The sequence below is a fragment of the Vibrio sabulosilitoris genome (genome assembly GCF_055391395.1).
In genome coordinates this window covers 1,387,727-1,409,751 of record NZ_AP029599.1, presented here as the reverse complement: position 1 = coordinate 1,409,751, position 22,025 = coordinate 1,387,727, and the positions used below count along the sequence as shown (strand labels likewise).

Below are 22,025 nucleotides of genomic sequence, written 5' to 3'. Positions count from 1 at the left end.
TAGCGCAAATTCCTCTCCCATAAACATTGGTTTCATAAAACGAGAACGGTATTATGACATCATTGTGTAACGACTCGCGAGCTTTGAAATTTCTAATGAATAAAAACGATACCCCTTCTCAACAGGCGCAAGATGATGCGCTCAAGATTGCCCGAGCAACGCAAAAGCCCGGTCAGACCAAAGAGCAAACCAAATTGATCGCACAAGGCATTGCTAAGGGGATCGCTCAGTACAAGAAACAACAGAAAGAGCGCAACCGCAAAGCAGATAAAGCCAAGAAACAGGCGCAAAAAGCCAAAGTGGCGCAAACAAAAGCGACAACACTCAACACACAACCTGTGGTCGACGTCCACCCAACACCAACGGCCTCTTCAAAGCTGCCATGGTTATTATTGGCAATAAGTTGGCTTGGATTTATTCTTTTATGGATGATGAGAGCATGACCAATTGCAAAAAGCTCAAAGTACTTTTAGGTGCCCTCATCGCGATTACGGTGACAGGTTGCACCACACCGCTCGCTCAACTCAACCCACATGCCGAGGAGATTGAGATCCGACTAGATAGCCATTTTACACCCGAGGGGTGTCAATGGCTCGGTGATATCACGGGGAGTGAGGGGCATTGGTATAGCTACTTGTTTTTCCCTAACGACACTATGGTCAGAGGGGCACTCAACGACCTCAGAAACAACGCCCAAGCTCTGGGGGCAGACACGGTTTACATGATCTCACCACAAGATTTTGTCACCTCCTTCACCGTCTTTGGTGTGGCTTATCAGTGCCAATAGGTGTGTGAGGCTCACATAAACCTGATATAAAAAAGACCTGTCCAGAGGGACAGGTCTTTTTCGATTCAAATGACGATGCAGTGCAATTAAGCGTTAATGCTCGTCACAATGTCTGTTTTCTTCGACAGCACCCACTGGCTATCGAAAGGACCCCAGTCAGACAAACGGTAATAACCATCATTATGACGACGGCCGTCCTGGACGAAATTTAGCGAAATCCCGATCCCCGGTAGTGCTTTAAGCACATCTTGGATCGTGCGGCGTGGCCACCCAGTTAATTCAATTAGCTTTGGAACGTTTGGGCGTTCCTCACTATCCACTAGTAAAGCAATATAAAGTCGTCGTGCGAAAACAGGACTCAGTTCCATTGAAGATACCTCCCTAAAAATGTCTAGAACATTATTAGTGTTCTTGTTCTAAATTACTTGTTTCGGATCAAGATTCTACTTAACTTACAAAAAAATTAATGCAACTAGTTGTATTTATTGCTTCATTTTTATTGTTTTGAAACACTTTATAATAAATAGCAATCAGTTTACTTGTCAGCTTGTTGTTCTATTGCGGCTTGTAATTGAGCAATTTGCACCCTGAGTGCACTGACCTCAGTTTTCATTTCAGCCATCTCGGTGTGCCCCTGCAACTCTTCGTCCTCGACAAACCAAGTCGCGACAAATCCGGTAAACGTGCCAAACAGTCCCACCCCTGAAATCATCAACATTGTCGCAATCATCCGCCCTCCCGTTGTCACGGGATAATAGTCGCCATAGCCTACCGTGGTCATGGTCACAAACGCCCACCACAGCGCGTCAATTGCAGTGGTAATGTTCGCCCCTTCCACCTCGCGCTCAAACTCCAAAATGCCCACCGCACCAAACACAATCAAAATGATCGACATGGCAGCCACCAGAGAAAAGGTGCCTTGTATGCGCGAGCGTAGAACAAAGGTCAATAGCATTTTGACCGATCGTATTACCCGCATAATGCGCAAGATGCGCAAGATGCGCACCACGCTGATCAAACGCCCATAGCGAAGGTTGTCCAATAGTGGAATACTCGATAACAGGTCGATCCACCCCCACTTCATATAAGCCCACTTATCAGGTGCCTTGGCAAAACGCAGCACAAAGTCAGCCAAAAAGAATAGACACACTACAAAATCAGCCACACGCAGCACCCGCCGCACATCCTCTTCAGGGTTAAATATGTGGCCAAACAGCAAGGCGAGCAATACATAAATGGATAGTATCAGGGTAAAAATCTGGAATGGTCCAATCTGCTCAATCTGTTGGTCAAAGCTCTGATGTTGCATTGTTGACGCCTCTCGCCTTACTCGTTAGTCAAATCGTGTGCAATACACACGCAAATAACGAGCGCCTATAGACACACCAAGGTTGGGATTGATACATTCTGTGCTTCAGTTTTCAAAACCGTAGGAAGCATTATGTCGATTACCATGTATGGTATCCCAAATTGCGACACAATAAAAAAAGCCAAACGCTGGCTAGAACAAAACAACGTCGCCTTCGAATTCCACGACTACCGCAAGCAAGGCGTTGATCTTGCGATGATTGAACGTTTTTGTAGCCAGCTAGATTGGCAAACGGTGATCAACAAACGTGGCACCACGTACCGTCAGTTAACCGATGAGCAAAAAAACACCCTCTCACCAGAGACGGTCGGTCAGTTGTTGGTCGACTCACCAGCGATGATCAAACGCCCGATCTTGGAGATAAACGGCACACTGCACCTTGGCTTCAAAGTCGAACAGTACCAAGCACTGTTCTCAGTACAAGACTAGACTCCCCATATTAGTATCAACCCGGGCACACAAGATGCCCAATCGTTAAGGAAAACCCCAATGTCAGATAGCCCCGTAATTAGCCTGGCTAAAGACCTAATTAGTCGCCGCTCCGTGACCCCTGAAGATGCAGGCTGCCAACCGGTCATGATAGAACGCCTTAAAGCGCTGGGCTTTGAAGTGGAAGTCATGGTGTTTGAGGACACCACCAACTTCTGGGCCCGCCGCGGTACTGAGGCACCTTTGTTTGCTTTTGCCGGTCATACCGACGTGGTCCCATCCGGTCCTGAAGAGCTGTGGCATACCCCTCCTTTTACCCCGACTATCATCGATGATCACCTTCATGGACGTGGCGCGGCCGATATGAAAAGCTCACTCGCCTGTATGATTGTCGCGGTCGAGCGGTTTATTGAGCAGCACCCAGATCATCATGGCTCGATTGGTTTTCTAATCACCTCAGATGAAGAAGGTCCATTCATTAACGGTACCACTCGCGTGGTTGACACCCTGATGGAGCGCAACGAGCCAATCGATATGTGTATCGTTGGTGAGCCATCGAGCACACGTCACGTTGGCGATGTGATTAAGAACGGACGTCGAGGCTCGATTACCGGCGATTTGACCGTAAAGGGAACACAGGGTCACGTGGCCTACCCTCATCTGGCCAACAACCCGGTTCACCAAGCATTGCCTGCACTGGCTGAACTGGCGGCAACTAAGTGGGATGAAGGCAATGCCTACTTCCCACCCACCAGCTTCCAAATCCCGAACCTTGCTGCAGGTACTGGGGCATCGAATGTCATCCCCGGAGAGTTCTCCGTTCAATTCAATTTCCGCTTTAGTACTGAGCTGACTGATGTCGAGATCAAGCGTCGAGTTCACTCAACGCTCGATGCGCATGGCCTTGACTACGGCCTACAATGGACTCTAAGTGGTCATCCATTCTTAACCGATCATGGTGAGTTACTTAGCGCAGTAGTGGATGCGGTTGAGAAAGTGAATCATCAAACGCCAGAGCTTTTGACCACTGGTGGCACATCAGATGCACGCTTTATTGCGCGCATGGGTGCTCAGGTTGTCGAGCTTGGTCCGGTGAATGCGACCATCCATAAGGTTAATGAGTGCGTCAGCGTGCCTGATTTGGAGAAATTGACTGATATGTACCAGAAAACACTCGATAACCTGTTGGTTAAATAGATGTTAACCCCCAGCCAGCTCGTTGGTCTCGATGACTCGCACCTTATCCAGTGCACTGTTGGACAAAGAGCTTTTATGCTCCATCCACAGGTCTCACGCGATCTTTTAGCGCTTAAAGCCGCCGCAGAGCAGGCTGGGATGAATCTCTGTATTGCCTCAGGCTTTCGAAGCTTCGAGCGTCAGCAGCTGATCTGGAATAGCAAAATGTCCGGCCAGCGCGAGAGTTTGGATATCCATGGCCAACCTGTCGACCTTGCGACGCTCAGTGAACGCGATAAAATCGCCACCGTTTTGCTCTGGTCAGCATTGCCGGGCACCAGCCGCCACCACTGGGGCAGTGACTTTGACCTGTATGACGCCAACGCCACCAGCGCTGAGCAGCCACTGCAGCTTACCCAGCAAGAATACCTTAGCGGCGACCAGCACGTCTTTTTTAGCTGGCTGCGCACACAAGCGCCACGCTTTGGTTTTTTCTTTCCATTTGATGGCACGCATAGCGGTTATCAATTTGAACCTTGGCACATCAGCCATCTAGCCACCTGGCACAAGATCAAAGCTCAGCTTACGCCTCAATCGCTCTACCAGCTAATCAACCAACAATCGGTGCTCGGCTTCAAGTCGATCGCAAATGAGTTTGACCGGATCTATACTGACTATGTGTTGGCGGTTAATGAAGGGGATCTAGATGGCATTTTTGACTAACCCTTGGGTGATCAGCCTGCTTGCGATGGCATTTATCGCCGGTAATCTTCTGGCGTTAAGACATGTCTCTAAGGTACAGATGCGAAAGTCAAAAACCATTTCTGACTTAGAAAAGCTCGCCGAGCTCGATGAAAAAAACGAACAAAGACTTAAAGAAAAGTAACGAGGTGCGAGGACGGGCTTTGCCCTACGAGGTGCGAGGAATTTTGTGCAAGTGACATATTCCTCGCGCCCCGGAACGCAGTGTAGCTCGCTCCTCGCCCCTAAAAAAATCCCCTCAAAAGAGGGGATTTTTTTATTCTTGGTTGGCTAGTGCGGCGAGCACTGGGGCCATATCTTTAAGCAACTGCTCTGTGACTGGCTTGCCTTTCGAGTCGGTAACGTTTATTGAGGTGCGGTTACCCAAATCACCAAACAAGAAAGTGTAGACACCCAAGTCCAGATTCATTGGTTTGACACCGATTTCGGTCCAGAACTCATCATCCGGCGCAGCATAGCGTGCTTCTAACTGTCCTTGCGACTGGTTACGCTCTTCTATCTCAAAGCCCATCTCTGGAAGTATGGTTGGCAGGCGCTGCCACAACACATTATATGGCGAACGTGCGATGATCACCGGGAAGCCACTGCGGTCAGTTCCCATAGAGATTGGGATTTGCTTAACCAACTCCTGAGCTTTGCGCTCAGCTTCTTCACGCAAGTCTTGGTCGTAACGTCCAGTCACTTGGTTGGTCATCAGCACGTTGTAACGCTCACGATTGGTGGCCGAGACAGGAAGCTCTTTCCCATCCTCACGCCAGTCGATGAGTGACACCTTAAAGCCAAAACGATTGTTGGCTTCAAAACGACTGATCTCGTAGCGGCTACCAAGCTCAACATCTTCATCCTCCGAGATCCAGCTCACCCAATCGGTCTCGATGCGTTGGTCGGTCTGACTGACAAGCGTAATTTCACGCTCGAGCAACATCGTCTGCGCCGTTTGCCACACACGCTCCATCTCATCAGCTCGCATCAGCCACAATGTCGCCTCACCGCTCTCACCGCGCTCGATACGCGCACCAGGGATCAACTCTAAGATCTGTTGAGGTGGGCGAATATCGACCTGACGCCCGATCTCACCTTGAAATTCCCCCTGAGGGATTCGGTAGTTTGGGTATACCTCGGTCTCAACACCTTCAGGTACCTGCCATTGACTCAACTCAGGAGTCTTGAGGTATTCAAAGTCGTCTTTAGCCTGACGACGCTGGGCCGGGCTGCTAGAGCAAGCCGCTAAAACAAAAACAGCTAGAGATCCAACTACTAGCTGAGAAGACAATTTCATTTTCGCTCCTAGAGTGTGCCGACGCGCGTCGGCAACTATCAATAGACTATGATTGTACTGCTTCGTTACACAAGACCGGCTTGTTTCATCGCCTCGGTCACGGTCGGCTTAGAGGATTCGGTCAATGATGTCAAAGGCAAACGAAGATCGCCACGCTCTATCAAGCCCAGCTGATGTGCCGCCCACTTGACTGGAATCGGGCTCGACTCAATAAACAGTTTCTGATGTAGTGCCATCAAGCGCTGATTAATCGCCTCGGCTTCTTCATACAAACCATCTTTTGCCAAATCAAACATTTTTGCCATATCGGCAGCAGCAATATTGTTGGTGACTGAGATGACCCCATCACCGCCTTGGCGGACAAAATCCAAGCCTGTGGCATCATCACCACTGAGTAAGATAAAATCTTGGCCACAAAGTTCACGGTGAGTTGCAATTCGTGACAAATCTCCAGTGGCATCTTTAAGAGCAACGATATTTTCTATCTCTGCCAAGCGACCAACGGTCTCTGGTAATAGGTCCACTGCCGTGCGGCCCGGTACGTTGTACAGAATTTGCGGCACGTCGGTCGCTTCAGCAATCGCTTTGTAATGCTGATAAAGCCCCTCTTGGGTCGGCTTGTTGTAGTAAGGGGTAACACTCAAGCAGCCCGCAATACCTGAATTATTCAGTAGGCGGCTAAAGGTCACTGCCTCGTGCGTGGCATTTGCGCCAGTCCCAGCAATAATCGGCAAACGTCCATCGGCAAATTCAACCGTTTTCATCACTACTTTGACGTGTTCGTCGACAGTCAGTGTTGCAGACTCGCCTGTTGTCCCTACTGCAACGATGCCTTTCGTGCCCGCCGCTACGTGGTACTCAACCAACTTTTTCAAGCCAACGTAATCCACTTCACCATCGTGATTGAAAGGGGTAATTAACGCGACGATACTTCCTGAAAACATGACTATCTCCCTAATAAGTTTATCTTGGCATGTTACTGTAGCTTCAAGCGTAAACACAAGCGAAGTTGAGTCAATAGTTTCACAATTTCGCCGATAGATTGTTGTTGTCGGCTAATTGTTTGCCGCTTATCGCAATTTATGTCGGTAAATTAACCACTCTTGAACTTGCGGGATGGTTCCAAACAATGAATGTGCTACCATTCGATACATAAAGGAACCCAGTAAATGGCATTACAGTATGAACCAACACCTCGTTATCACCGCCGTCGGCACCGACCGACCTGGGGTGTGTAACCAACTGATTCACCATGTGACTGCAGCGGGATGCAACATCATTGATAGCCGCATTGCCCCGTTTGGCAATGAGTTCACCCTGATCATGCTGATCTCAGGTCCCTCTCCGTCGATTACACGAGTTGAGACTACCCTTCCACTACTAGGTCAAGATCTGGACCTGATCACCTTGATGAAGCGCACCTCTGAGCATACTGAAACCAATACCGACTATAAGCTGGACGTGGTGATCGAATCAGAGGATCGGATTGGTCTCACCGAGCATGTTACCCAGTTCTTTGCTGAGCGTAACATTGGCCTTGATGCCCTGAGCGCCCGTACCATATCTCATCGTGAATCGGACGCAGACGCTGATCAATTCCATATAGCCATTACCGCCTCAGTGGGTGAAGCCTACAATCTGATGGAGCTGCAGGAGCAGTTTGATCACTTCTGCAGTCAGTTTGGTATAAAGGGCTCTCTGAATTTTATAAAAAGCAGTCAATAAAAAGGAACTCCTATGAACACGCTTCAAGCAGGCGCCGCCGCACCAGCTTTTTCACTGCAAGACCAGAATGACAATACCGTGTCACTTGGTGACTTTAAGGGCAAAAAAGTCCTTGTCTACTTTTACCCTAAGGCAATGACACCGGGCTGTACCGTCCAAGCACAAGGCCTGCGTGACATCAAAGCGCAGCTGGACGAGTTAAACGTTGTGGTGCTAGGGATCAGCATCGATCCGGTCAAGCGCCTGACCAAGTTTACCGAGCGTGATGAATTGAACTTCACCCTACTTTCGGATGAGGATCATGCGGTTGCGGATAGTTTCGGTGTATGGGGCGAAAAGAAGTTTATGGGCAAGGTCTACGACGGTCTGCACCGCTTGAGCTTCCTTGTCGATGAGAATGGTACGATTGAGCACGTGTTTAATAAGTTTAAGACTAAAACCCACCATGAGGTGGTACTGGATTATCTCCGCTCGGAATAGCCACTAACATAGCGATTTAAAGCGCCGGTCCCTGGCCGGCGTTTTTATCACTTTGAGACGCAGGCATACTTAAACTGATGCTCACGACAATACCAAAAAGTTGTTACTGTCTAACTATTTCAATATTAATTGCTAAAGTGCTGCTTCGACTTTCTGTGAGCGTTCATTGCTAAGCCATTGCTTCCAGATGTGGGAGTACTGCTCAAGAAAATGGTACATCGTCTCTTCTGTATCCGCCTGCTCAGCGTCTTTCCAAGCCAATAGCTTATTCATAACATCATTGCCGATACCACGAGTATTAAAGTATTCCATCAACTGTGGATAGCGTTGGTTAAAGTTCGCCGTTACGACAGTTCTGACTGGGGAAGCGGGAAAAGGGGACACTTTGGGCTGATCACAGTCTTCTTGAATAATGCAAGTATTCCAATGCTGCTCATCAAACTCTTTCTGAAAGTCAACCTTTACCATATCGTACTTGCCTAGTATTGCCGTTGGCGCCCAATAATAACCCAACCACGCTTCTTTGCGTTCATAGGCCTTAACGATAGAACCTGCCAGACCCGCACTTGAGCCTGGGTCAACTAACTCGAAGCCCTGCGTTTCTAAATCGAAGGCATGATACAAATTACCCACAATGATCTGACACTTCCAACCCGAAGGGCACCCATAGATAGCGCTTTTTTGATTATCCTCAGGGTGTGTAAACAAGTAACTATGCTTGATCACGCCTTCCATCGTGGCTATCTCAGGGTAGTCTTCGACTAAATATGAAGGTACCCAAAGCCCTTCCTCACCTCCATCAAACAACGAGTCACCAGCGACCACTAGTACCCCATTCTCCACATTCGCCTCAATTAGGTCTGCTATCGAGTTAGTCCAAAGCTCAGAAGCGATATCTGGCTTTCCTTTTTCAACCATGGAGGCAGTCGTCGGCATTGTATCGCCTGGAACAAGTTCCGCATTGCACTCGTAGGCATGTTCCAAAATAAAGCGATCAATATTTGCGAAGATACTTCCAGAGGCATAGCTCATATCGGCGAGAGTAATAGGCCCACAATCACTTGCTTTAGCGCCAAAACAAACAAGTAACGATGCAAATAGGTAGATAAATTTCACGGCATATCCTTATGCGTTAAAGGGAATTAGAGAAAATCAATATACACCGCAATAATTAGAACTCAAAGCATTTTGGTTATGACTAGTTGATTGGGATAGCCCAAAAGTCAGTCATTGGCGGTATTTTGTTATTTCATAAACTAATTAGAGCTCAAAGCATTTAAGTTCTTATCAGTTAAGGTGGATCAATTTGGTGCTAGGGATCAGCATCGATCCCGTCAAGCGTCTGACCAAGTTTACCGAGCGTGGTGAATTGAACTTCACCCTACTTTCAGATGAGGAGCATGCGTTTGCAGATAGCTTCGGCGTATGGGCCGAAAAGAAGTTTATGGGCAAGGTCTACGACAATCTGCACCGCTTGAGCTTCCTTGTCGATGAGAAGGGTACGATTGAGCTGATGTCTAATAAGTTTAAGACTAAAACCCACCATGAAGTGGTACTGGATTACCTCTTTTCAAAATAACGACCAATATTAAAGATGTAGTACGCCAGTCATTGACTGGTGTTTTTTATTCGCTTTGAAACGCAGACTTTAACCACTGCTTAAACTTGGTCACCTTATACTGATGCTCGCGCAGATGGTTAACAATCACATAATGGTGGCTTTGACTGATGAGTCTGGTTGGCTCGGCAATGACAAGGTCCCCTGCTTTGAGCGTATCCTCGACCAAAATGGTTTTCGCCAGAAGCATTCCCAATCCCTGACAGGCAGCCTCCATTGAGGTTAGCGTGTTATCAAACTCAATCTCAGGCTGAGTAAACGGCATACCGACGTTGTGCAAATTGAACCACTCTCGCCACCCCTCACTGTATCCCATGGTGGAAAGCTTGGGATAAGTCGCGATCACCTCTATCGACTGGCTAAAGTCATATTGGCGCATAAAAGAGGGGCTTGCCACCAGCACCCACTCCTCACTTTTCGTGATACGCTCAGAGTCACGGCCTTGCCAGTTACCATAGCCGTTGATGATCTCTATATCGACTGTTTCATTTGCATCCGGATAAAGATTAACAGTAGAAAAGAACTTGAGCTTGATATTAGGATGCTTACGGCGAAAATCCGCCAGTCTTGCCATCAACCAGGCACAACAAAAGCTCTGCGAGATACGCACCGTCAATACATGCTCAACCTCGCTGCCAAACAGGTTTTGAGTGCCAACTTGCAAGTTGTGGAAGGTCTCTGTGAGCAGGGGAAGATAAAGCAGAGCGGACTCTGTTAATACCAACTGCGCGCCTTTGCGCACAAATAGCTCTTGGTTGAGGAAGGTTTCTAATACCTTGATCTGCTGCGATACGGCACCGCGACTGACATTCAGCTCTTGTGCCGCGCGCGAAACACTCAAATGACGCGCGGCGGATTCAAATGCTCGTAGCGCGTTAAAAGGCGGTAATGTCCCTTGCCCGCCGTTATCGACTCTGCTCATTTTTTGCTCTTTCCCACCGTTTGCCTTAACTTACGACTCAGTTGCTTGACGCAGCAAGAGCCAAAGAGGCAGCTTGTGTAGCGTCTGGCGCTGCACAAGCCTGAGAATCATCGATATGAATAACTCGATCGCATACCTGTTTCAGCATCGCGATATCGTGGCTGATCAACAAAGTTGCACAGCCCAGTCGCGTGACCTGCTCAAGAAATAAGGTCATAGTTTGATAGCCAACTAATGGATCCAGCCTTGAGGTGGGCTCATCGGCGACGATCAACTTTGGCTGCATAACGAGTGCACGCAGCATGGCAAAACGCTGCAGCTCACCGCCAGATACCTGACCGGGCTTACGGGTTAATAAGGCCTCATTGAGGTTAAGTTGCTCAAGTAAAGGCGGGATTTGCCTACTATCGAGCTGGTGTAGCTTACACAAATCATTTAGGTGCTTGCCCAAGGTCAACGTTTGGGCGAACGCTGCCGGAGGGTCTTGGTACAACTTGAGCGCCTTACCAACGGCGAGCGTATCATCCCGAACTACTTCTCCGGAGTCAGCGCCGGTTAATCCGAGTAAAATATCGGCTAGGGTTGACTTGCCTGCACCACTATCCCCGCTAATACCAATAATTTCCCCTTCACGAATCGAAAGGCTTAGGTCGCGAAAGAGTGTCTTTCCGCCTCGCTGCTTGGTTAGCTTATTCGCCGAAAGCAGAACTGGCTGTGAGCTAGGTGGCGTTCGAAACGGCGAGTAATCCGCCTGATGTGCGGTAATGAGCTGCTTTGCATAAATCGACTGCGGTGCATTTAGTACCTGTTCACTGTCACCTCGTTCGACGATAACACCGTGGCGCATCACAATGACCTCGCCTTTGAGCGCTCGTGCGACATCGATATCATGGGTAATCGTCAGCAGGGCTTTATGTTGACTGTGTTGCTGCAACAACTCAGTGATCTGCTTGGCACGTGACTGATCCAGCCCCTTGGTTGGCTCATCAGCGATCAAGATCTCGCCACCAGCAGCCGTCGCACACAGATAAGCCGCGCGCTGAGCCATGCCGCCGGAAAGCTGGCTCGGCACTTTATGTCCATCTTTGCCGATACCCAGATGGCCGAGTCGCTTTTTCACCCTTTGATAAGCCGACGCCTTATCACGTTGACACACCAGTGTCTCAACCAAACCAATCTGTTTTTCGATTGGCATAACAGGGTCCAGAGAGAGCCAAGGCTCTTGAGGCAACATGGTCACCTTCTTGCCCCACAGGGATTCAATATAATCGCGATCTTGGACATCACGACCGAAAACCTTAACGGAGCCCTGACAGGTGAGCCCTTTTGGGAGCGCGCCCATAATCGCTTGGGCTAGGATACTCTTCCCCGAGCCTGTCTCACCTAAAATCGTCACCGGACGCCCCAAGTACAGTGACAAAGAGAGGTCATCAACAATTTTGGCGCTCGATGATTGAATGGTTAAAGATTCAATCTCAACAATCAAATCAGACACGCTCAGCCCTCGCGATTAGATGAAAACTCAATACCAATACCACCACAGCACACATCGGCTGAAGCAGCACCCAAGCAGCATCACTGTAATAAGGGAACAGCTCCACCATCATCAAGCCCAGTTCGGCGTGAGGTGGCTTAAGTCCTACATAGACAAATCCAATCGAAGCCAGGGCCAAGATGGAGTTCCCCGCACCAAAACAGGCTAGCGTGAACACGTCTTTTCGAAAATTCGGCCATAGGTGATTAACGAAGATGTATCTTGGACCAAAACCATACAGCTTCGCGGCCTCGATTTCTGGCGACTGTACCAAAGCCATGGTTCGGGCACGAATAACCCGAAAATACTCAACCCACAGGACCATGGATATCGCTACATACAAGATGAAGAAAGATCCTGGCACCAAGGCGCCAAACAGAAGTACCAGAATAAGACCGGGGAGCGCGAGTAAAATATTGACCAAGAAAGAGAGCCCCGCATCCACCCAACCACGACACCAACCCGCAAGCACCCCGAGGACAACACCCAAGGTTGCAGAGGTCGCCACACAAAAAAGTGCCATCAACAAGGAGGTCTGCAGGGCACTCGATAGCCTTGCCAGGTTGCTGCGCCCAAACTGATCAGTGCCTAGTGGGTGGGCAAAGTCAGGCAGTGCAAACACCTTATCTAGGTTTTGCTTAGCAGGATCACTGCCCCAAAATACCGCCTCAAGGACGATGAAGGCCAAGACACTCAAGAGCATCATCAGCCCAACTCGCTGTGATAAAGCTAATTTTCTCATGCTAGAGCACCCTCTCTTTGTCTCGGGTCTAAGGCATATGCAATTAAATCTACCAGGGTGTTGAGGACAACAAAGATAAGCCCCATCATCAGTGCCGCGCCCTGGATCATAGGCACATCACGACCAAAGATTGCATGGGCAAGTGCATGCCCAATACCAGGCCAAGAAAACAGCGACTCAATCATCACTATCCCCTCAATCAACCCCACCGCTTGAATACCGACGAAAGCGAGCACGGGCAAGGTGATGTTTGGCTGGGCGTGATGGGTAAATGCCTGCGCCTCACTCAGCCCCTTATATCGTGCAAAACGATAATACGGCGCGTTGACCACATCATAAGTGGCATTTCGGATCATCCGACTGGATAACGCAGCCATGGCTAAAGCCAGTGATAACGCAGGCAAAATCACAAATTCACTGCTACCAAATCCAGCGACTGGCAATAAACGCCACTTAAGCGCAAAAAGCAGAACCAAGATCAAACCGACAACAAATACCGGCTGCGCGCGGACTATAATTGAAAAGACCAGCGAGATCTTATCTCCTTTAGAGCCTGCATGACGCCCCGCATATACCCCCAGAGGGATGGCAATCAGCAATGAGAAAAAGGTTGCAAACAACGCCAATTGCAACGAGTGGCCCAATTGGTGATACAACTCTTGCGCTACGGGATTACCGCTGACCAGCGAATCACCAAGGTTGAACTGAAGTAGATTGAGTAACCACTCAAGATATTGAACTAGGGCTGGACGGTCTAGACCAAGCTCAGCGCTCACCGCCTCAGCCGCAGCTTGATTGACATAGTCATAACCATAGCGTCCGGCCGCTATGCGATAGGCAAAATCGCCGGGCAACAGCCGCATCAGCACAAAAGTGAGCGTGCCCACCGCCCAAGCGACCAAGCCCGCCTGACCTGCCCGACGCAGCAGAATTTTACTTAGCAAAATACATCTCCGAGGCGCGATAATTATTTTCAAACGGATCAAAGACAAAGTTTTGAATACGCTTATTAACTGCGACTTGCTGGGTATAGAAAGTTACGGGGATCAATGGCATCTCCGTCGCAAGAATCGTGGCAGCTTGCTGGCTTAATCGTGAGTATTCACTCTCTGGTGCTGACATCATTTGACTAAAGATCTGATTGAGCTCAGCAGAAGACCAATTCATATGTCCCCAGTCGCTGCCATGGTGGCTAGCGGTATCATCGAGCAACAGCGCCAGAGGGTCAGAAAGAGTGCCAAAGTTGCGTGCAACCAAGGCCAGCTCCAATGTCCCATCATGATGCCTTCTTGGGATAGCGCTCGAGTTATCGACTGTAATATCGATATCAATACCTAGCTCCCTCAATTGCGCTTGAATGGCAGTCGCAATCACGGTTAACTCAGGTCGATCCGCGTAAGTAACCAAATTCAGCGCAAAGGACTCGCCATCACGTACTAGGTTGCCATCGCTATTAAGCTGCCACCCTTGCTCCGCCAATAAGGATTTAGCAAGGTTAAGATTACGACTTTGATTCTCAACTCCCTCGATGTGCCAATGGCTAAGTGCTGGTGGAAAAAGTTGATACGCCTGTGAGTCTGGTACGCGAACGATATGCGATGCGATACCTTCGCGATCGAGTGCCAAACTCAATGCTTGGCGCACATTTTCGTGGTTGAGGAAACGATGCTCATTGTTGAGCTTGATCACCACGGTTCTTGGAATCGACTCACTGACAACATCGACCACCTCCGAGCGTTTCAGCATATCCAGGCTTGCTGGGTCGAGTGTGTAGATAAGATCCGCCTGCCCACTTTGTGCCTGCAGAGCACGGCTTTCAGCACGGTGACCAGTAAGGTAGTGCAGCTCTTCTATCTTTGGTCGCTCGCCATAGTAGTGTTCAAAACGAGCAACGTTGAGCTTATGCGGAGGTGCTAAAACCGCCACCTGATACGGTCCAGTCCCCTTGATATCAACCACATTCCCTTTAAGATCGAACGATTTTGGTGACAAGATCGCGGCTGAAAAATGCGCCAATATTGACAGAAGTGGGCGAAATGGTTGTTCTAATTCGATATTGATGCTTTGGCCCGAGCTGGTCATACGCTTAAGTGGAAGTTGCTGTAGCACGCCTGGTTTTTTTAGCGCCTGCTCAAAAGAGTTGAGTACACTCGCCGCGTCAAGTGGCTGACCGTCATGAAACACAACATCCTCGCGCAGCTTAAACTGCCAAGTTAAGCCATCCTCACTGACATGCCAGGAGCGCGCCAACTTTGGCGCTAACTCGCCATTGGGCTGAACCTCGACGAGTGACTCCGCCACTTGCAAACGCGTGTAGATATAGCCATCTTTGGCCAAATCTTGGCTGGTAAACTCAAATGGTCCCCCAATCGTCAAGGTAGTGTCTTTGTCCACCGCTTGATAGTCCAGCAATAGCCAGACTATCAGACCAAAGGCGACAGCAAATATTCCATGTTTCAACATCTTACTTATCCGTAAATCAAACTTATACAACCGGTAATAATAAAACCGTAACCGCTAACCATAACACCATAGTGATAACGACGGTATTGCTGTGGCACCATTCCGAGCATCACACCCATCACGTGAATGATCACCGATCCCATAAAAAGCCTTTACGAAAACCGGTTGGGTTGATAAGTCCACTGATCTCCATCCCATGCGCGTAGCCGTGGAAAACACCAAAAAACAGCACAATGGTTAACATAACCAGTAAGGGCGGCGTTGCGCGATAGACGATCAAGGCACCAAAGAGAACTAATGAGAAAGCGATGGCTGGCTCGTAATGGCTGAGGCTATGGCCACTCTCACCCAAATACAATCCCACCAAAATTGAAGCGATAAATGCCGCCGGAACCTGCCAAATCGTCGCTCCGCCATATCGACTGCTTAAGACACCCACTGCAATCATGGCTAACAGGTGATCCCAGCCCGTCATTGGATGCACGACACCGCTTAGAAAGCCCGCTGTGGATTCAGCGCTGTGGGCGAACGCAACGGCGGGAAATAGCAGCAAAACAATCAATAACAACTTCATCAGATTACCTCAGCATGTTTGTCGCACACGTTAAAGCATCTATGTTGTGATTTTATTTCAGCTGGAATAGGCCTAAATAACCCTAATATGCATTTTCTGCGAGTGTTGAAAACAATAAAGGCACCGCCAGTATTCGCTGGCGATGCCTTTATCTAAACATCAAATTGACTTACACCACAAACTGGTTTAAAGACTGCTGTTGACGCTCAACACCATTCATTTGCTCAATCATGGCTTGATTGGCATCGGTCGCCGCGTCGACAACTTGAGTTGATAGATCTTTAATTTTTATTGTATTGTTATTGATTTCCTCGGCCACTAAGCTCTGCTCTTCTGCCGCTGAGGCAATTTGCAAATTCATGTCTGAAATAAGCTCAATCGACTGACGAATACGCTGTAGAGCCTGGCTGGTCCCTTGTGCACTTGCGACCGTTTCATTAGCTTGTGCACGGCTTTCCAACATGGTCATCGACACTGAGCGAGTACCCACTTGCAATTGCTCAATCATGGTGCGGATCTCTGTAGTTGACTGCTGAGTTCTTTGTGCCAAGGTTCGCACCTCATCTGCTACCACGGCAAATCCTCGCCCAGACTCACCCGCACGTGCCGCTTCAATCGCCGCGTTTAAGGCCAGCAGGTTAGTTTGGTCGGCGATATCGTTGATCACCTTAAGGATCGTCTCAATATTGCCCGTCGCACTCTCGAGCCCACGCACTTGCTCCACAGCCTGCTCGATACGTGCCGATAGGGTGTCAATCGCCACCGTGGTGTGTTCAACGACAACCGAGCCTTCACTTGTGGCAGTATCCGCCTGCTGGGCTGCGCTAGCTGCACCCTGGGCATTGTTCGCCACTTCATTCGCCGTTGCGGCCATCTCATTCATCGCCGTGGCCAACTGCTCCAATTCTAGCTGTTGTGCCTGCATCGCCACTGATGCTTGCTCAGAGTTAGCCACTGTCAGCTCGGAACCTTGCTTGATTTGGTCCGAAATGGCTTTAGAGTCGATGATCTGTGCCTGTAAACTCGCATTAAAGGCGTTAAAGCTCTGGGCCAGTTCGGCAAATTCTGCATCAGTATTGGTATCTAAGCGTTTGGTCAGATCACCTTGTCCCGACGCGACATTTTTAAGGGCCTGATTAAGTTCAACCAGTGGGCGCATCAACACCTTAATCAAGAGCCCCAAAGCGGCAATACTGATCAAAACGGCTATCAGCCCCATCACCACCGCGTTATTGCGTAAATTATCCACGGCAGCAAATGCCACCTTCTCATCGATAATCGCACCAACATACCAAGGCTCACCGGCAATTTGGGCGAAATTGACCAGATACTGATGCCCGTCAATCTCATGCTCAACCAAGCGTTCTGCGATAGCCACACCCGGCAGGAATCGGTCTATCGACTGACCGTTCATCGCACTATCAGGGTGGGCAATAACCGTACCCGTTTCTGTCACCACAAACAGGTACCCTGCATTCATCAAGTTGGTACTGTTGGTAATCTCCGCCAAAATACCTAAGTCGACGTCAAAAAATCCCACGCCAACCAACTGCCCCTGGTCATATACGGCATTAGCAATAGAGATAATCACGGTATCAGTCGAATCATCAATATAAGGCTCAGTCACCACCTGGTCATTACCAGAATTTTGCGCATCGATATACCAAGGGCGCTGACGCGGGTCGAAGCTGGCATCTGCTGTCCAGTTATCATCGTTTTCGATAAACAGACCATCGCTCTGATAACCAAGCCCCGCAGCCATAAACCCACTCTTTACCTCATTGCGCTCAATAAGGTCACGTATGAAGCTCGTGTCGTTGGGATTGATCTCCATAGACTCAGTCGTCGTTTTAGCAAGCGAGCGTTTGTGCTCAATCGCTGTCGCCACCGTATTGCGCGCGCCATTAAGCATCTCATTCAAGCTACTCCCTACTAATGCTTGTACTTCACTACGCACGGTGGTTACTTGCTGAAAAGACAAAACACTGACGGTCATTAGCATCAAAAGCGATGATGCAATAACTATTTTATGGCTAAATTTCATTGACTTCCTCTAGTAACACCATCTCAATTAAGTGACAAATTGACTTAAATGGTGCCAGTACTCTGTGTGATCCGTTGACTCTTTGACGGCGCCATGTCGCCCGCCGAGATTAAAAAAAGAGGCAAAATTTTAGTTTATTCGCCATGTTGTTAGCAATAAGGTTGTTAGTAATAAAAAAGCAGCTCTCACTGGAGCTGCTTTTTCGATACGCGTATTTTGCACCCGTTATGACTTGGTGGGTTCAAGTCGCTCATCATTGACAGGTATGGCATTCCATACCGCCTTAACCAAGGTTGCCAGTGGAATAGCAAAAAACACACCCCAGAACCCCCACATACCGCCAAATACCAGTACAGCGATAATGATCGCAACTGGGTGGAGGTTAACGGCCTCAGAGAATAGAACCGGCACCAACACATTCCCATCCAGGGCTTGGATCACTCCATAGGCAAGCAGCAGCCAATAAAACTCACTGCTCAACCCCCACTGGAACAGACCAACGATCGCCACTGGCACCGTCACCACCGCCGCGCCAATGTATGGGATCAGTACCGAACAGCCAACCGCCACCGCAAGAAGAATCGAGTAACGCAGATCCATCAGGGCAAAAGTGATATAGCTGATACCGCCAACAATTAAGATCTCCAGCACCTTACCGCGAATGTAGTTTGAGATTTGTTCGTTCATCTCCACCCATACCTTCGTCGCCAATCGACGGTTATTGGGTAAGATACCAGTCAGCATCACCAACATCTCTTGCTTATCTTTGAGCAAAAAGAACACTAGAAGCGGTACTAGCACCAGGTAAACCGCTAGTGTTGCAAGGCTAACCAGCGAAGCCAGTGAGCCCTTAACCACCGTTTCACCAAAAGCCAACACCTGGTTTTTACCATTATCGATGATGGTTTCAACAATCTGCAGATTGGCTAATTCCGGGTAACGTTTGGGGAGATCGCCAACAAACACCTGCAGGTCGGTGTACATCTTTGGAAGATCGTTGACTAGGTTGGCCACCTGCTGCCATACCGTTGGGACGAGACCAAAGACAGCCAATAGCATCAAGCCACAGAATGACGTCACGACGAGAATGACGCTCAGTGTTCGGGGCATGCCGATTCGAGTCAGTTGACCGACTGGCCACTCAAGCAGGTAAGCAAACACAATGGCCACCAGCAAGGGGGCGATCAGCCCACCAAAAAAGTAGATAGTAATAAACCCAAAGATCAGTATTGCCACCAAGCTCACTGCATCTGGGTCAGAAAAGCGTCTTCGATACCAGCGCCGCACCATTTCAAACATTAATTACTTATCCTTTTTTAGACTGATATTAATCTCATCACCTGACTGATGGAGAGTATAAGAAATTGACTGAGCAATCATATAGCGTTCTATGTCGCGATAAGAAGCCCGATCTTGTAAGCATACATTCGCCACGGAGCCTTTCGGCATTTTGAGCCAGAAGCGCTTGAAGAGTAGCAAAGCTTGCGGGCAACGTTGTTCTGTTAGGTCTAGGTAGTTGTCAGGCATCAGCAAGTTACAAAGATTATTGTCTGAACATTGTATCTGCTTTTTATCAACGTCAAAAGCGATTGGCGTACAAAGAAATGTATAGAAATGATACACTCCCTCGGTTGAAACTCGTTGGCATTTGTGTTGTCAATGTAGTAGAAGATCCAAAGGGTACAGTCCCGATGTTATGGAGTAACCGCTATCAACACGTTTTTCCGTCCACGCTCGTTGCTCGCGCTCACCTTGAGTGCTGCATTGACTTTTCCAACCAGCGTGAACGCTGACACCATCGAATTGCCGAACATAGGCACAGCGGCTGGAGGCACTCTGAGTATTGCACAGGAGTCGGTGTATGGTGAGGCCTATATGCGCATGTTGCGAAATAGCTACCCGATCGTCAACGACCCTGTGCTAAATCAATACATTGACAGCCTTGGTCATCGCTTAGTCGCCAACGCCAACGACGTCAAAACCCCGTTTACCTTCTTTATGATTAGTGATCGCAATATCAACGCGTTCGCTTTTTTCGGCGGGTATGTCGCCCTGCATACTGGCTTGTTTCTGCATGCCAAAACGGAGAGTGAGCTGGCCTCTGTCGTCGCGCATGAGATTGCGCACGTCACCCAACGGCACCTCGCTCGCTCGATGGAAGACCAAGCTCGCCGTAGCCCTGCGACTATCGCTGCCCTTGCAGGCTCCTTACTCCTTGCTATCGCCGCGCCTGAGGCCGGTATCGCGGCGATCACTGCTACCGCTGCTGGCAGTATGCAAAGCCAGATCAATTACACGCGCAGCAACGAGAAAGAAGCGGACCGATTCGGTCTCGCTACCATGGCGAAGGCGGGCTTTGAGGCTAACGCGATGCCGAGATTTTTCAGTCGCCTTGCTGATGAGTACCGCTATGCGAGTAAGCCACCACCCATGCTACTCACTCACCCACTCCCAGAAGATCGTGTCACAGATTCACGCGAGCGTGCGCAACAATACCCGCCATTGCGTATCATGCCCTCGCTCGATTACCACCTTGCTCGCAGTCGGATAGTGGCGCGCTACGCCGGGATTAATAGTGATGCTGCTCTCGACTGGATGGAACGTGCCCAACGTCGAAGCGACGCCAAGCTCGCTGATGCGTTCGAATACGGCCGTGCCTTAGTGTATCTTGATAGCAAGAAGCTTGACCAAGCCGAACCAATTTTGACTAAGTTGCTCGCTGGCGACCCGAACAACCTGTTTTATCTGGATGCGGCTGCTGATCTCTATATTGAGAAAGGTGAGCCAAAAGTAGCGATTGATAAGTTACAACGAGCACTTAAGCAAACCCCTCGCAACGACGTACTGACGATCAACTACGCCAACGTGCTGCTCAAGGACCAGCAATACACTGACGCTGCACGAATTTTGCAACGCTATACCCACGACAACCCAGAAGATGTCAACGGCTGGCATCTGCTATCAGAAGTCAGTGACGCGCTGGGCAATCGCGATGAAGAGCTGGCGGCGCGCGCAGAAATTCTAGCGCTCAAAGCCAACTGGAATCGTGCTATCCAACTCTACGCCCAAGCCGGTCAGATTGCCGAGCTAGGTAGTTTAAAACAGGCGCGCTATGACGCCAGAATTGACCAACTAATGGAGCAGCGCGACCGCTTTCTCAATCTGAGATAGCCGCGCTAGAACCAACAACAATAACCAAAGGAATCACTATGTCAGTCATCATTTATCATAACCCACGCTGCTCAAAGAGCCGACAAACCCTGACTCTTTTGCAAGAGCAAGGTATAGACCCACAGGTGATCAAATACCTTGAGACCCCGCCAGAGCAAGCGGAACTGCGCCAACTTTTTACTAAACTTGGCCTTGATGATGTGCGCGCGATGATGCGCGTCAAAGAGGACATCTACAAGCAACTTGAGCTGAAACTCGCCGACGACGATCAGCTGTTTGCCGCGATGGCCGAGCACCCAAAACTGATTGAGCGTCCGATTGTGGTTAATAATGACCAAGCTCGATTGGGTCGTCCACCTGAGCAAGTACTTGAGATTGTTTAATGGCTAGGATTCTGGTCCTTTATTACAGCCGACACGGTAAGACGCGCCTGCTCGCGCGTCATATCGCACGCGGTGTTGAGTCCGTTAAGGGCTGTGAGGCATTGCTCATGACCGTCAGTGAGTTGGAGAGTACTCAAGCGGCGCAAGATCCTGTCGCGGACTTGGCCGACTTAGCCGATTGTGATGGCCTCGCCCTCGGCAGCCCAGTCTGGTTTGGCAATATGGCCGCCCCTCTCAAGCACTTTTGGGATCAAACTACCCAGTTGTGGGTTAGTGGTGCGCTCATCGATAAGCCGGCCTGCGTGTTTACCTCATCAAGCAGCCTACATGGCGGCCAAGAAACCAACTTACAAAGCATGATGCTGCCCCTATTTCATCATGGCATGCTGGTTATGGGCATTCCCTATAGTGAGCCTGCGCTGCATACCACTCAATCAGGGGGAACCCCTTACGGTGCCACCGCGGTTGGCGACGAACACTCGCTCAGCTCACATGAGAGCGAACTGGCGCAAAGTTTGGGCGTCCGTCTTGCTAAGGCAGCCTGCAGGCTCAAAGACGTCTAGCTTT

At 49.3% G+C, this 22,025-nt stretch carries 25 protein-coding genes and 1 pseudogene; 12 read left to right on the top strand and 14 right to left on the bottom strand.

Annotated features, from left to right (window positions below; genetic code table 11):
* The first annotated feature begins 95 nt into the window (after positions 1–95).
* Together ACZ5R2_RS06765 and ACZ5R2_RS06760 are read left to right on the top strand one after the other, a co-directional pair.
* On the top strand, positions 96–443 hold the full coding sequence (locus tag ACZ5R2_RS06765) for a DUF2956 domain-containing protein (RefSeq protein WP_464901548.1): 348 nt from the start codon (positions 96–98) through the stop codon (positions 441–443).
* On the top strand, positions 440–787 hold the full coding sequence (locus ACZ5R2_RS06760; protein WP_464901547.1) for a DUF4156 domain-containing protein: 348 nt from the start codon (positions 440–442) through the stop codon (positions 785–787). The genes ACZ5R2_RS06765 and ACZ5R2_RS06760 overlap by 4 nt, the downstream gene beginning before the upstream one ends.
* A gap of 86 nt (positions 788–873) precedes the next feature.
* Here ACZ5R2_RS06760 and ACZ5R2_RS06755 read toward each other — a convergent pair whose 3' ends face one another.
* Both ACZ5R2_RS06755 and ACZ5R2_RS06750 read right to left on the bottom strand, forming a co-directional pair.
* Complete coding sequence (locus ACZ5R2_RS06755) at positions 874–1,155, bottom strand: winged helix-turn-helix domain-containing protein (protein ID WP_464901546.1); 282 nt, start codon at positions 1,153–1,155, stop codon at positions 874–876.
* A gap of 167 nt (positions 1,156–1,322) precedes the next feature.
* On the bottom strand, positions 1,323–2,096 hold the full coding sequence (locus tag ACZ5R2_RS06750; RefSeq protein ID WP_464901545.1) for an ion transporter: 774 nt from the start codon (positions 2,094–2,096) through the stop codon (positions 1,323–1,325).
* Positions 2,097–2,228: 132 nt separating this feature from the next.
* Here ACZ5R2_RS06750 and ACZ5R2_RS06745 point away from each other — a divergent pair, with 132 nt between their 5' ends.
* The 4 genes from ACZ5R2_RS06745 (at position 2,229) to ACZ5R2_RS06730 (ending at position 4,647) form a co-directional block, all read left to right on the top strand.
* Positions 2,229–2,585 (top strand): ArsC family reductase, encoded by a 357-nt coding sequence (locus tag ACZ5R2_RS06745; protein ID WP_464901544.1) that lies wholly within the window; start codon positions 2,229–2,231, stop codon positions 2,583–2,585.
* A gap of 60 nt (positions 2,586–2,645) precedes the next feature.
* On the top strand, positions 2,646–3,782 hold the full coding sequence (gene dapE / locus ACZ5R2_RS06740; RefSeq protein ID WP_464901543.1) for a succinyl-diaminopimelate desuccinylase: 1,137 nt from the start codon (positions 2,646–2,648) through the stop codon (positions 3,780–3,782).
* A 75-nt stretch (positions 3,783–3,857) separates the two neighbouring features.
* Positions 3,858–4,484 (top strand): M15 family metallopeptidase, encoded by a 627-nt coding sequence (locus ACZ5R2_RS06735; protein ID WP_464919429.1) that lies wholly within the window; start codon positions 3,858–3,860, stop codon positions 4,482–4,484.
* The gene (locus tag ACZ5R2_RS06730; RefSeq protein ID WP_464901541.1) at positions 4,468–4,647 is read left to right on the top strand and encodes a DUF2897 family protein; all 180 of its coding nucleotides are present in this window, start codon (positions 4,468–4,470) and stop codon (positions 4,645–4,647) included. The genes ACZ5R2_RS06735 and ACZ5R2_RS06730 overlap by 17 nt, the downstream gene beginning before the upstream one ends.
* Positions 4,648–4,779: 132 nt before the next feature.
* Here the strand turns inward: ACZ5R2_RS06730 and bamC are convergent, their stop codons facing one another.
* Together bamC and dapA are read right to left on the bottom strand one after the other, a co-directional pair.
* Positions 4,780–5,802, bottom strand: coding sequence for an outer membrane protein assembly factor BamC (gene bamC / locus ACZ5R2_RS06725; protein ID WP_464901540.1), 1,023 nt, complete (start codon positions 5,800–5,802; stop codon positions 4,780–4,782).
* Between the two features lie 65 nt (positions 5,803–5,867).
* The gene (gene dapA / locus ACZ5R2_RS06720; protein WP_464901539.1) at positions 5,868–6,746 is read right to left on the bottom strand and encodes a 4-hydroxy-tetrahydrodipicolinate synthase; all 879 of its coding nucleotides are present in this window, start codon (positions 6,744–6,746) and stop codon (positions 5,868–5,870) included.
* 238 nt (positions 6,747–6,984) lie between these two features.
* Here dapA and ACZ5R2_RS06715 point away from each other — a divergent pair, with 238 nt between their 5' ends.
* Both ACZ5R2_RS06715 and bcp read left to right on the top strand, forming a co-directional pair.
* On the top strand, positions 6,985–7,527 hold the full coding sequence (locus ACZ5R2_RS06715; protein ID WP_464901538.1) for a glycine cleavage system transcriptional repressor: 543 nt from the start codon (positions 6,985–6,987) through the stop codon (positions 7,525–7,527).
* A 12-nt stretch (positions 7,528–7,539) separates the two neighbouring features.
* A complete protein-coding gene (bcp, locus tag ACZ5R2_RS06710) occupies positions 7,540–8,007 on the top strand; it encodes a thioredoxin-dependent thiol peroxidase (RefSeq protein ID WP_464901537.1) in 468 nt (155 codons plus the stop codon).
* A gap of 132 nt (positions 8,008–8,139) precedes the next feature.
* Here bcp and ACZ5R2_RS06705 read toward each other — a convergent pair whose 3' ends face one another.
* On the bottom strand, positions 8,140–9,123 hold the full coding sequence (locus tag ACZ5R2_RS06705; RefSeq protein ID WP_464901536.1) for an ABC transporter substrate-binding protein: 984 nt from the start codon (positions 9,121–9,123) through the stop codon (positions 8,140–8,142).
* A gap of 190 nt (positions 9,124–9,313) precedes the next feature.
* On the opposite strand from ACZ5R2_RS06705, the pseudogene ACZ5R2_RS06700 reads away from it, so the two are divergent.
* Positions 9,314–9,586 (top strand): annotated as a pseudogene (locus ACZ5R2_RS06700) (redoxin domain-containing protein); the annotation flags it as partial.
* Between the two features lie 46 nt (positions 9,587–9,632).
* Here the strand turns inward: ACZ5R2_RS06700 and ACZ5R2_RS06695 are convergent.
* The 9 genes from ACZ5R2_RS06695 to ACZ5R2_RS06655 form a co-directional block, all read right to left on the bottom strand.
* Positions 9,633–10,547, bottom strand: a complete 915-nt coding sequence (locus ACZ5R2_RS06695; RefSeq protein ID WP_464901535.1) for a LysR substrate-binding domain-containing protein — start codon at positions 10,545–10,547, stop codon at positions 9,633–9,635.
* 37 nt (positions 10,548–10,584) lie between these two features.
* Entirely contained in the window at positions 10,585–12,042 is a 1,458-nt protein-coding gene (locus tag ACZ5R2_RS06690) for an ABC transporter ATP-binding protein (RefSeq protein WP_464901534.1), read from the bottom strand.
* On the bottom strand, positions 12,035–12,823 hold the full coding sequence (locus tag ACZ5R2_RS06685) for an ABC transporter permease (protein WP_464901533.1): 789 nt from the start codon (positions 12,821–12,823) through the stop codon (positions 12,035–12,037). Before ACZ5R2_RS06685 ends, ACZ5R2_RS06690 begins: the two co-directional genes overlap by 8 nt.
* Positions 12,820–13,767, bottom strand: a complete 948-nt coding sequence (locus tag ACZ5R2_RS06680; protein WP_464901532.1) for an ABC transporter permease — start codon at positions 13,765–13,767, stop codon at positions 12,820–12,822. The genes ACZ5R2_RS06685 and ACZ5R2_RS06680 overlap by 4 nt, the downstream gene beginning before the upstream one ends.
* Positions 13,757–15,286 (bottom strand): ABC transporter substrate-binding protein, encoded by a 1,530-nt coding sequence (locus ACZ5R2_RS06675; protein ID WP_464901531.1) that lies wholly within the window; start codon positions 15,284–15,286, stop codon positions 13,757–13,759. Before ACZ5R2_RS06675 ends, ACZ5R2_RS06680 begins: the two co-directional genes overlap by 11 nt.
* 130 nt (positions 15,287–15,416) lie before the next feature.
* Positions 15,417–15,860: a HupE/UreJ family protein gene (locus ACZ5R2_RS06670; protein ID WP_464901530.1), complete on the bottom strand. Its 444-nt coding sequence runs from the start codon at positions 15,858–15,860 to the stop codon at positions 15,417–15,419.
* A gap of 169 nt (positions 15,861–16,029) precedes the next feature.
* Positions 16,030–17,904: a methyl-accepting chemotaxis protein gene (locus tag ACZ5R2_RS06665; protein ID WP_464901529.1), complete on the bottom strand. Its 1,875-nt coding sequence runs from the start codon at positions 17,902–17,904 to the stop codon at positions 16,030–16,032.
* A 225-nt stretch (positions 17,905–18,129) separates the two neighbouring features.
* On the bottom strand, positions 18,130–19,203 hold the full coding sequence (locus ACZ5R2_RS06660) for an AI-2E family transporter (protein ID WP_464901528.1): 1,074 nt from the start codon (positions 19,201–19,203) through the stop codon (positions 18,130–18,132).
* A gap of 3 nt (positions 19,204–19,206) precedes the next feature.
* Positions 19,207–19,431 (bottom strand): sulfurtransferase TusA family protein, encoded by a 225-nt coding sequence (locus ACZ5R2_RS06655; RefSeq protein ID WP_464902323.1) that lies wholly within the window; start codon positions 19,429–19,431, stop codon positions 19,207–19,209.
* A 183-nt stretch (positions 19,432–19,614) separates the two neighbouring features.
* Between ACZ5R2_RS06655 and bepA the strand changes: the two genes are divergently transcribed.
* The 3 genes from bepA to wrbA are packed head-to-tail and all read left to right on the top strand — an operon-like array spanning position 19,615 to position 22,021.
* Positions 19,615–21,075, top strand: a complete 1,461-nt coding sequence (gene bepA, locus ACZ5R2_RS06650) for a beta-barrel assembly-enhancing protease (RefSeq protein ID WP_464902322.1) — start codon at positions 19,615–19,617, stop codon at positions 21,073–21,075.
* A 38-nt stretch (positions 21,076–21,113) separates the two neighbouring features.
* On the top strand, positions 21,114–21,458 hold the full coding sequence (gene arsC, locus ACZ5R2_RS06645; protein WP_464901527.1) for an arsenate reductase (glutaredoxin): 345 nt from the start codon (positions 21,114–21,116) through the stop codon (positions 21,456–21,458).
* Positions 21,458–22,021: an NAD(P)H:quinone oxidoreductase gene (gene wrbA, locus ACZ5R2_RS06640; RefSeq protein ID WP_464901526.1), complete on the top strand. Its 564-nt coding sequence runs from the start codon at positions 21,458–21,460 to the stop codon at positions 22,019–22,021. The genes arsC and wrbA overlap by 1 nt, the downstream gene beginning before the upstream one ends.
* Positions 22,022–22,025 lie beyond the last annotated feature (4 nt).

What these genes read in the sequence shown, in the direction of transcription:
- ACZ5R2_RS06765 (WP_464901548.1), top strand. Translation starts at nt 96, where the DNA reads ATGAATAAAAACGATACCCCTTCTCAACAGGCGCAAGATGATGCGCTC.
- ACZ5R2_RS06760 (WP_464901547.1), top strand. Translation starts at nt 440, where the DNA reads ATGACCAATTGCAAAAAGCTCAAAGTACTTTTAGGTGCCCTCATCGCG.
- ACZ5R2_RS06755 (WP_464901546.1), bottom strand. Translation starts at nt 1,155, where the DNA reads ATGGAACTGAGTCCTGTTTTCGCACGACGACTTTATATTGCTTTACTA.
- ACZ5R2_RS06750 (WP_464901545.1), bottom strand. Translation starts at nt 2,096, where the DNA reads ATGCAACATCAGAGCTTTGACCAACAGATTGAGCAGATTGGACCATTC.
- ACZ5R2_RS06745 (WP_464901544.1), top strand. Translation starts at nt 2,229, where the DNA reads ATGTCGATTACCATGTATGGTATCCCAAATTGCGACACAATAAAAAAA.
- dapE (WP_464901543.1), top strand. Translation starts at nt 2,646, where the DNA reads ATGTCAGATAGCCCCGTAATTAGCCTGGCTAAAGACCTAATTAGTCGC.
- ACZ5R2_RS06735 (WP_464919429.1), top strand. Translation starts at nt 3,858, where the DNA reads ATGCTCCATCCACAGGTCTCACGCGATCTTTTAGCGCTTAAAGCCGCC.
- ACZ5R2_RS06730 (WP_464901541.1), top strand. Translation starts at nt 4,468, where the DNA reads ATGGCATTTTTGACTAACCCTTGGGTGATCAGCCTGCTTGCGATGGCA.
- bamC (WP_464901540.1), bottom strand. Translation starts at nt 5,802, where the DNA reads ATGAAATTGTCTTCTCAGCTAGTAGTTGGATCTCTAGCTGTTTTTGTT.
- dapA (WP_464901539.1), bottom strand. Translation starts at nt 6,746, where the DNA reads ATGTTTTCAGGAAGTATCGTCGCGTTAATTACCCCTTTCAATCACGAT.
- ACZ5R2_RS06715 (WP_464901538.1), top strand. Translation starts at nt 6,985, where the DNA reads ATGAACCAACACCTCGTTATCACCGCCGTCGGCACCGACCGACCTGGG.
- bcp (WP_464901537.1), top strand. Translation starts at nt 7,540, where the DNA reads ATGAACACGCTTCAAGCAGGCGCCGCCGCACCAGCTTTTTCACTGCAA.
- ACZ5R2_RS06695 (WP_464901535.1), bottom strand. Translation starts at nt 10,547, where the DNA reads ATGAGCAGAGTCGATAACGGCGGGCAAGGGACATTACCGCCTTTTAAC.
- ACZ5R2_RS06685 (WP_464901533.1), bottom strand. Translation starts at nt 12,823, where the DNA reads ATGAGAAAATTAGCTTTATCACAGCGAGTTGGGCTGATGATGCTCTTG.
- ACZ5R2_RS06675 (WP_464901531.1), bottom strand. Translation starts at nt 15,286, where the DNA reads ATGTTGAAACATGGAATATTTGCTGTCGCCTTTGGTCTGATAGTCTGG.
- ACZ5R2_RS06670 (WP_464901530.1), bottom strand. Translation starts at nt 15,860, where the DNA reads ATGAAGTTGTTATTGATTGTTTTGCTGCTATTTCCCGCCGTTGCGTTC.
- ACZ5R2_RS06665 (WP_464901529.1), bottom strand. Translation starts at nt 17,904, where the DNA reads ATGAAATTTAGCCATAAAATAGTTATTGCATCATCGCTTTTGATGCTA.
- ACZ5R2_RS06660 (WP_464901528.1), bottom strand. Translation starts at nt 19,203, where the DNA reads ATGTTTGAAATGGTGCGGCGCTGGTATCGAAGACGCTTTTCTGACCCA.
- ACZ5R2_RS06655 (WP_464902323.1), bottom strand. Translation starts at nt 19,431, where the DNA reads ATGCCTGACAACTACCTAGACCTAACAGAACAACGTTGCCCGCAAGCT.
- arsC (WP_464901527.1), top strand. Translation starts at nt 21,114, where the DNA reads ATGTCAGTCATCATTTATCATAACCCACGCTGCTCAAAGAGCCGACAA.
- wrbA (WP_464901526.1), top strand. Translation starts at nt 21,458, where the DNA reads ATGGCTAGGATTCTGGTCCTTTATTACAGCCGACACGGTAAGACGCGC.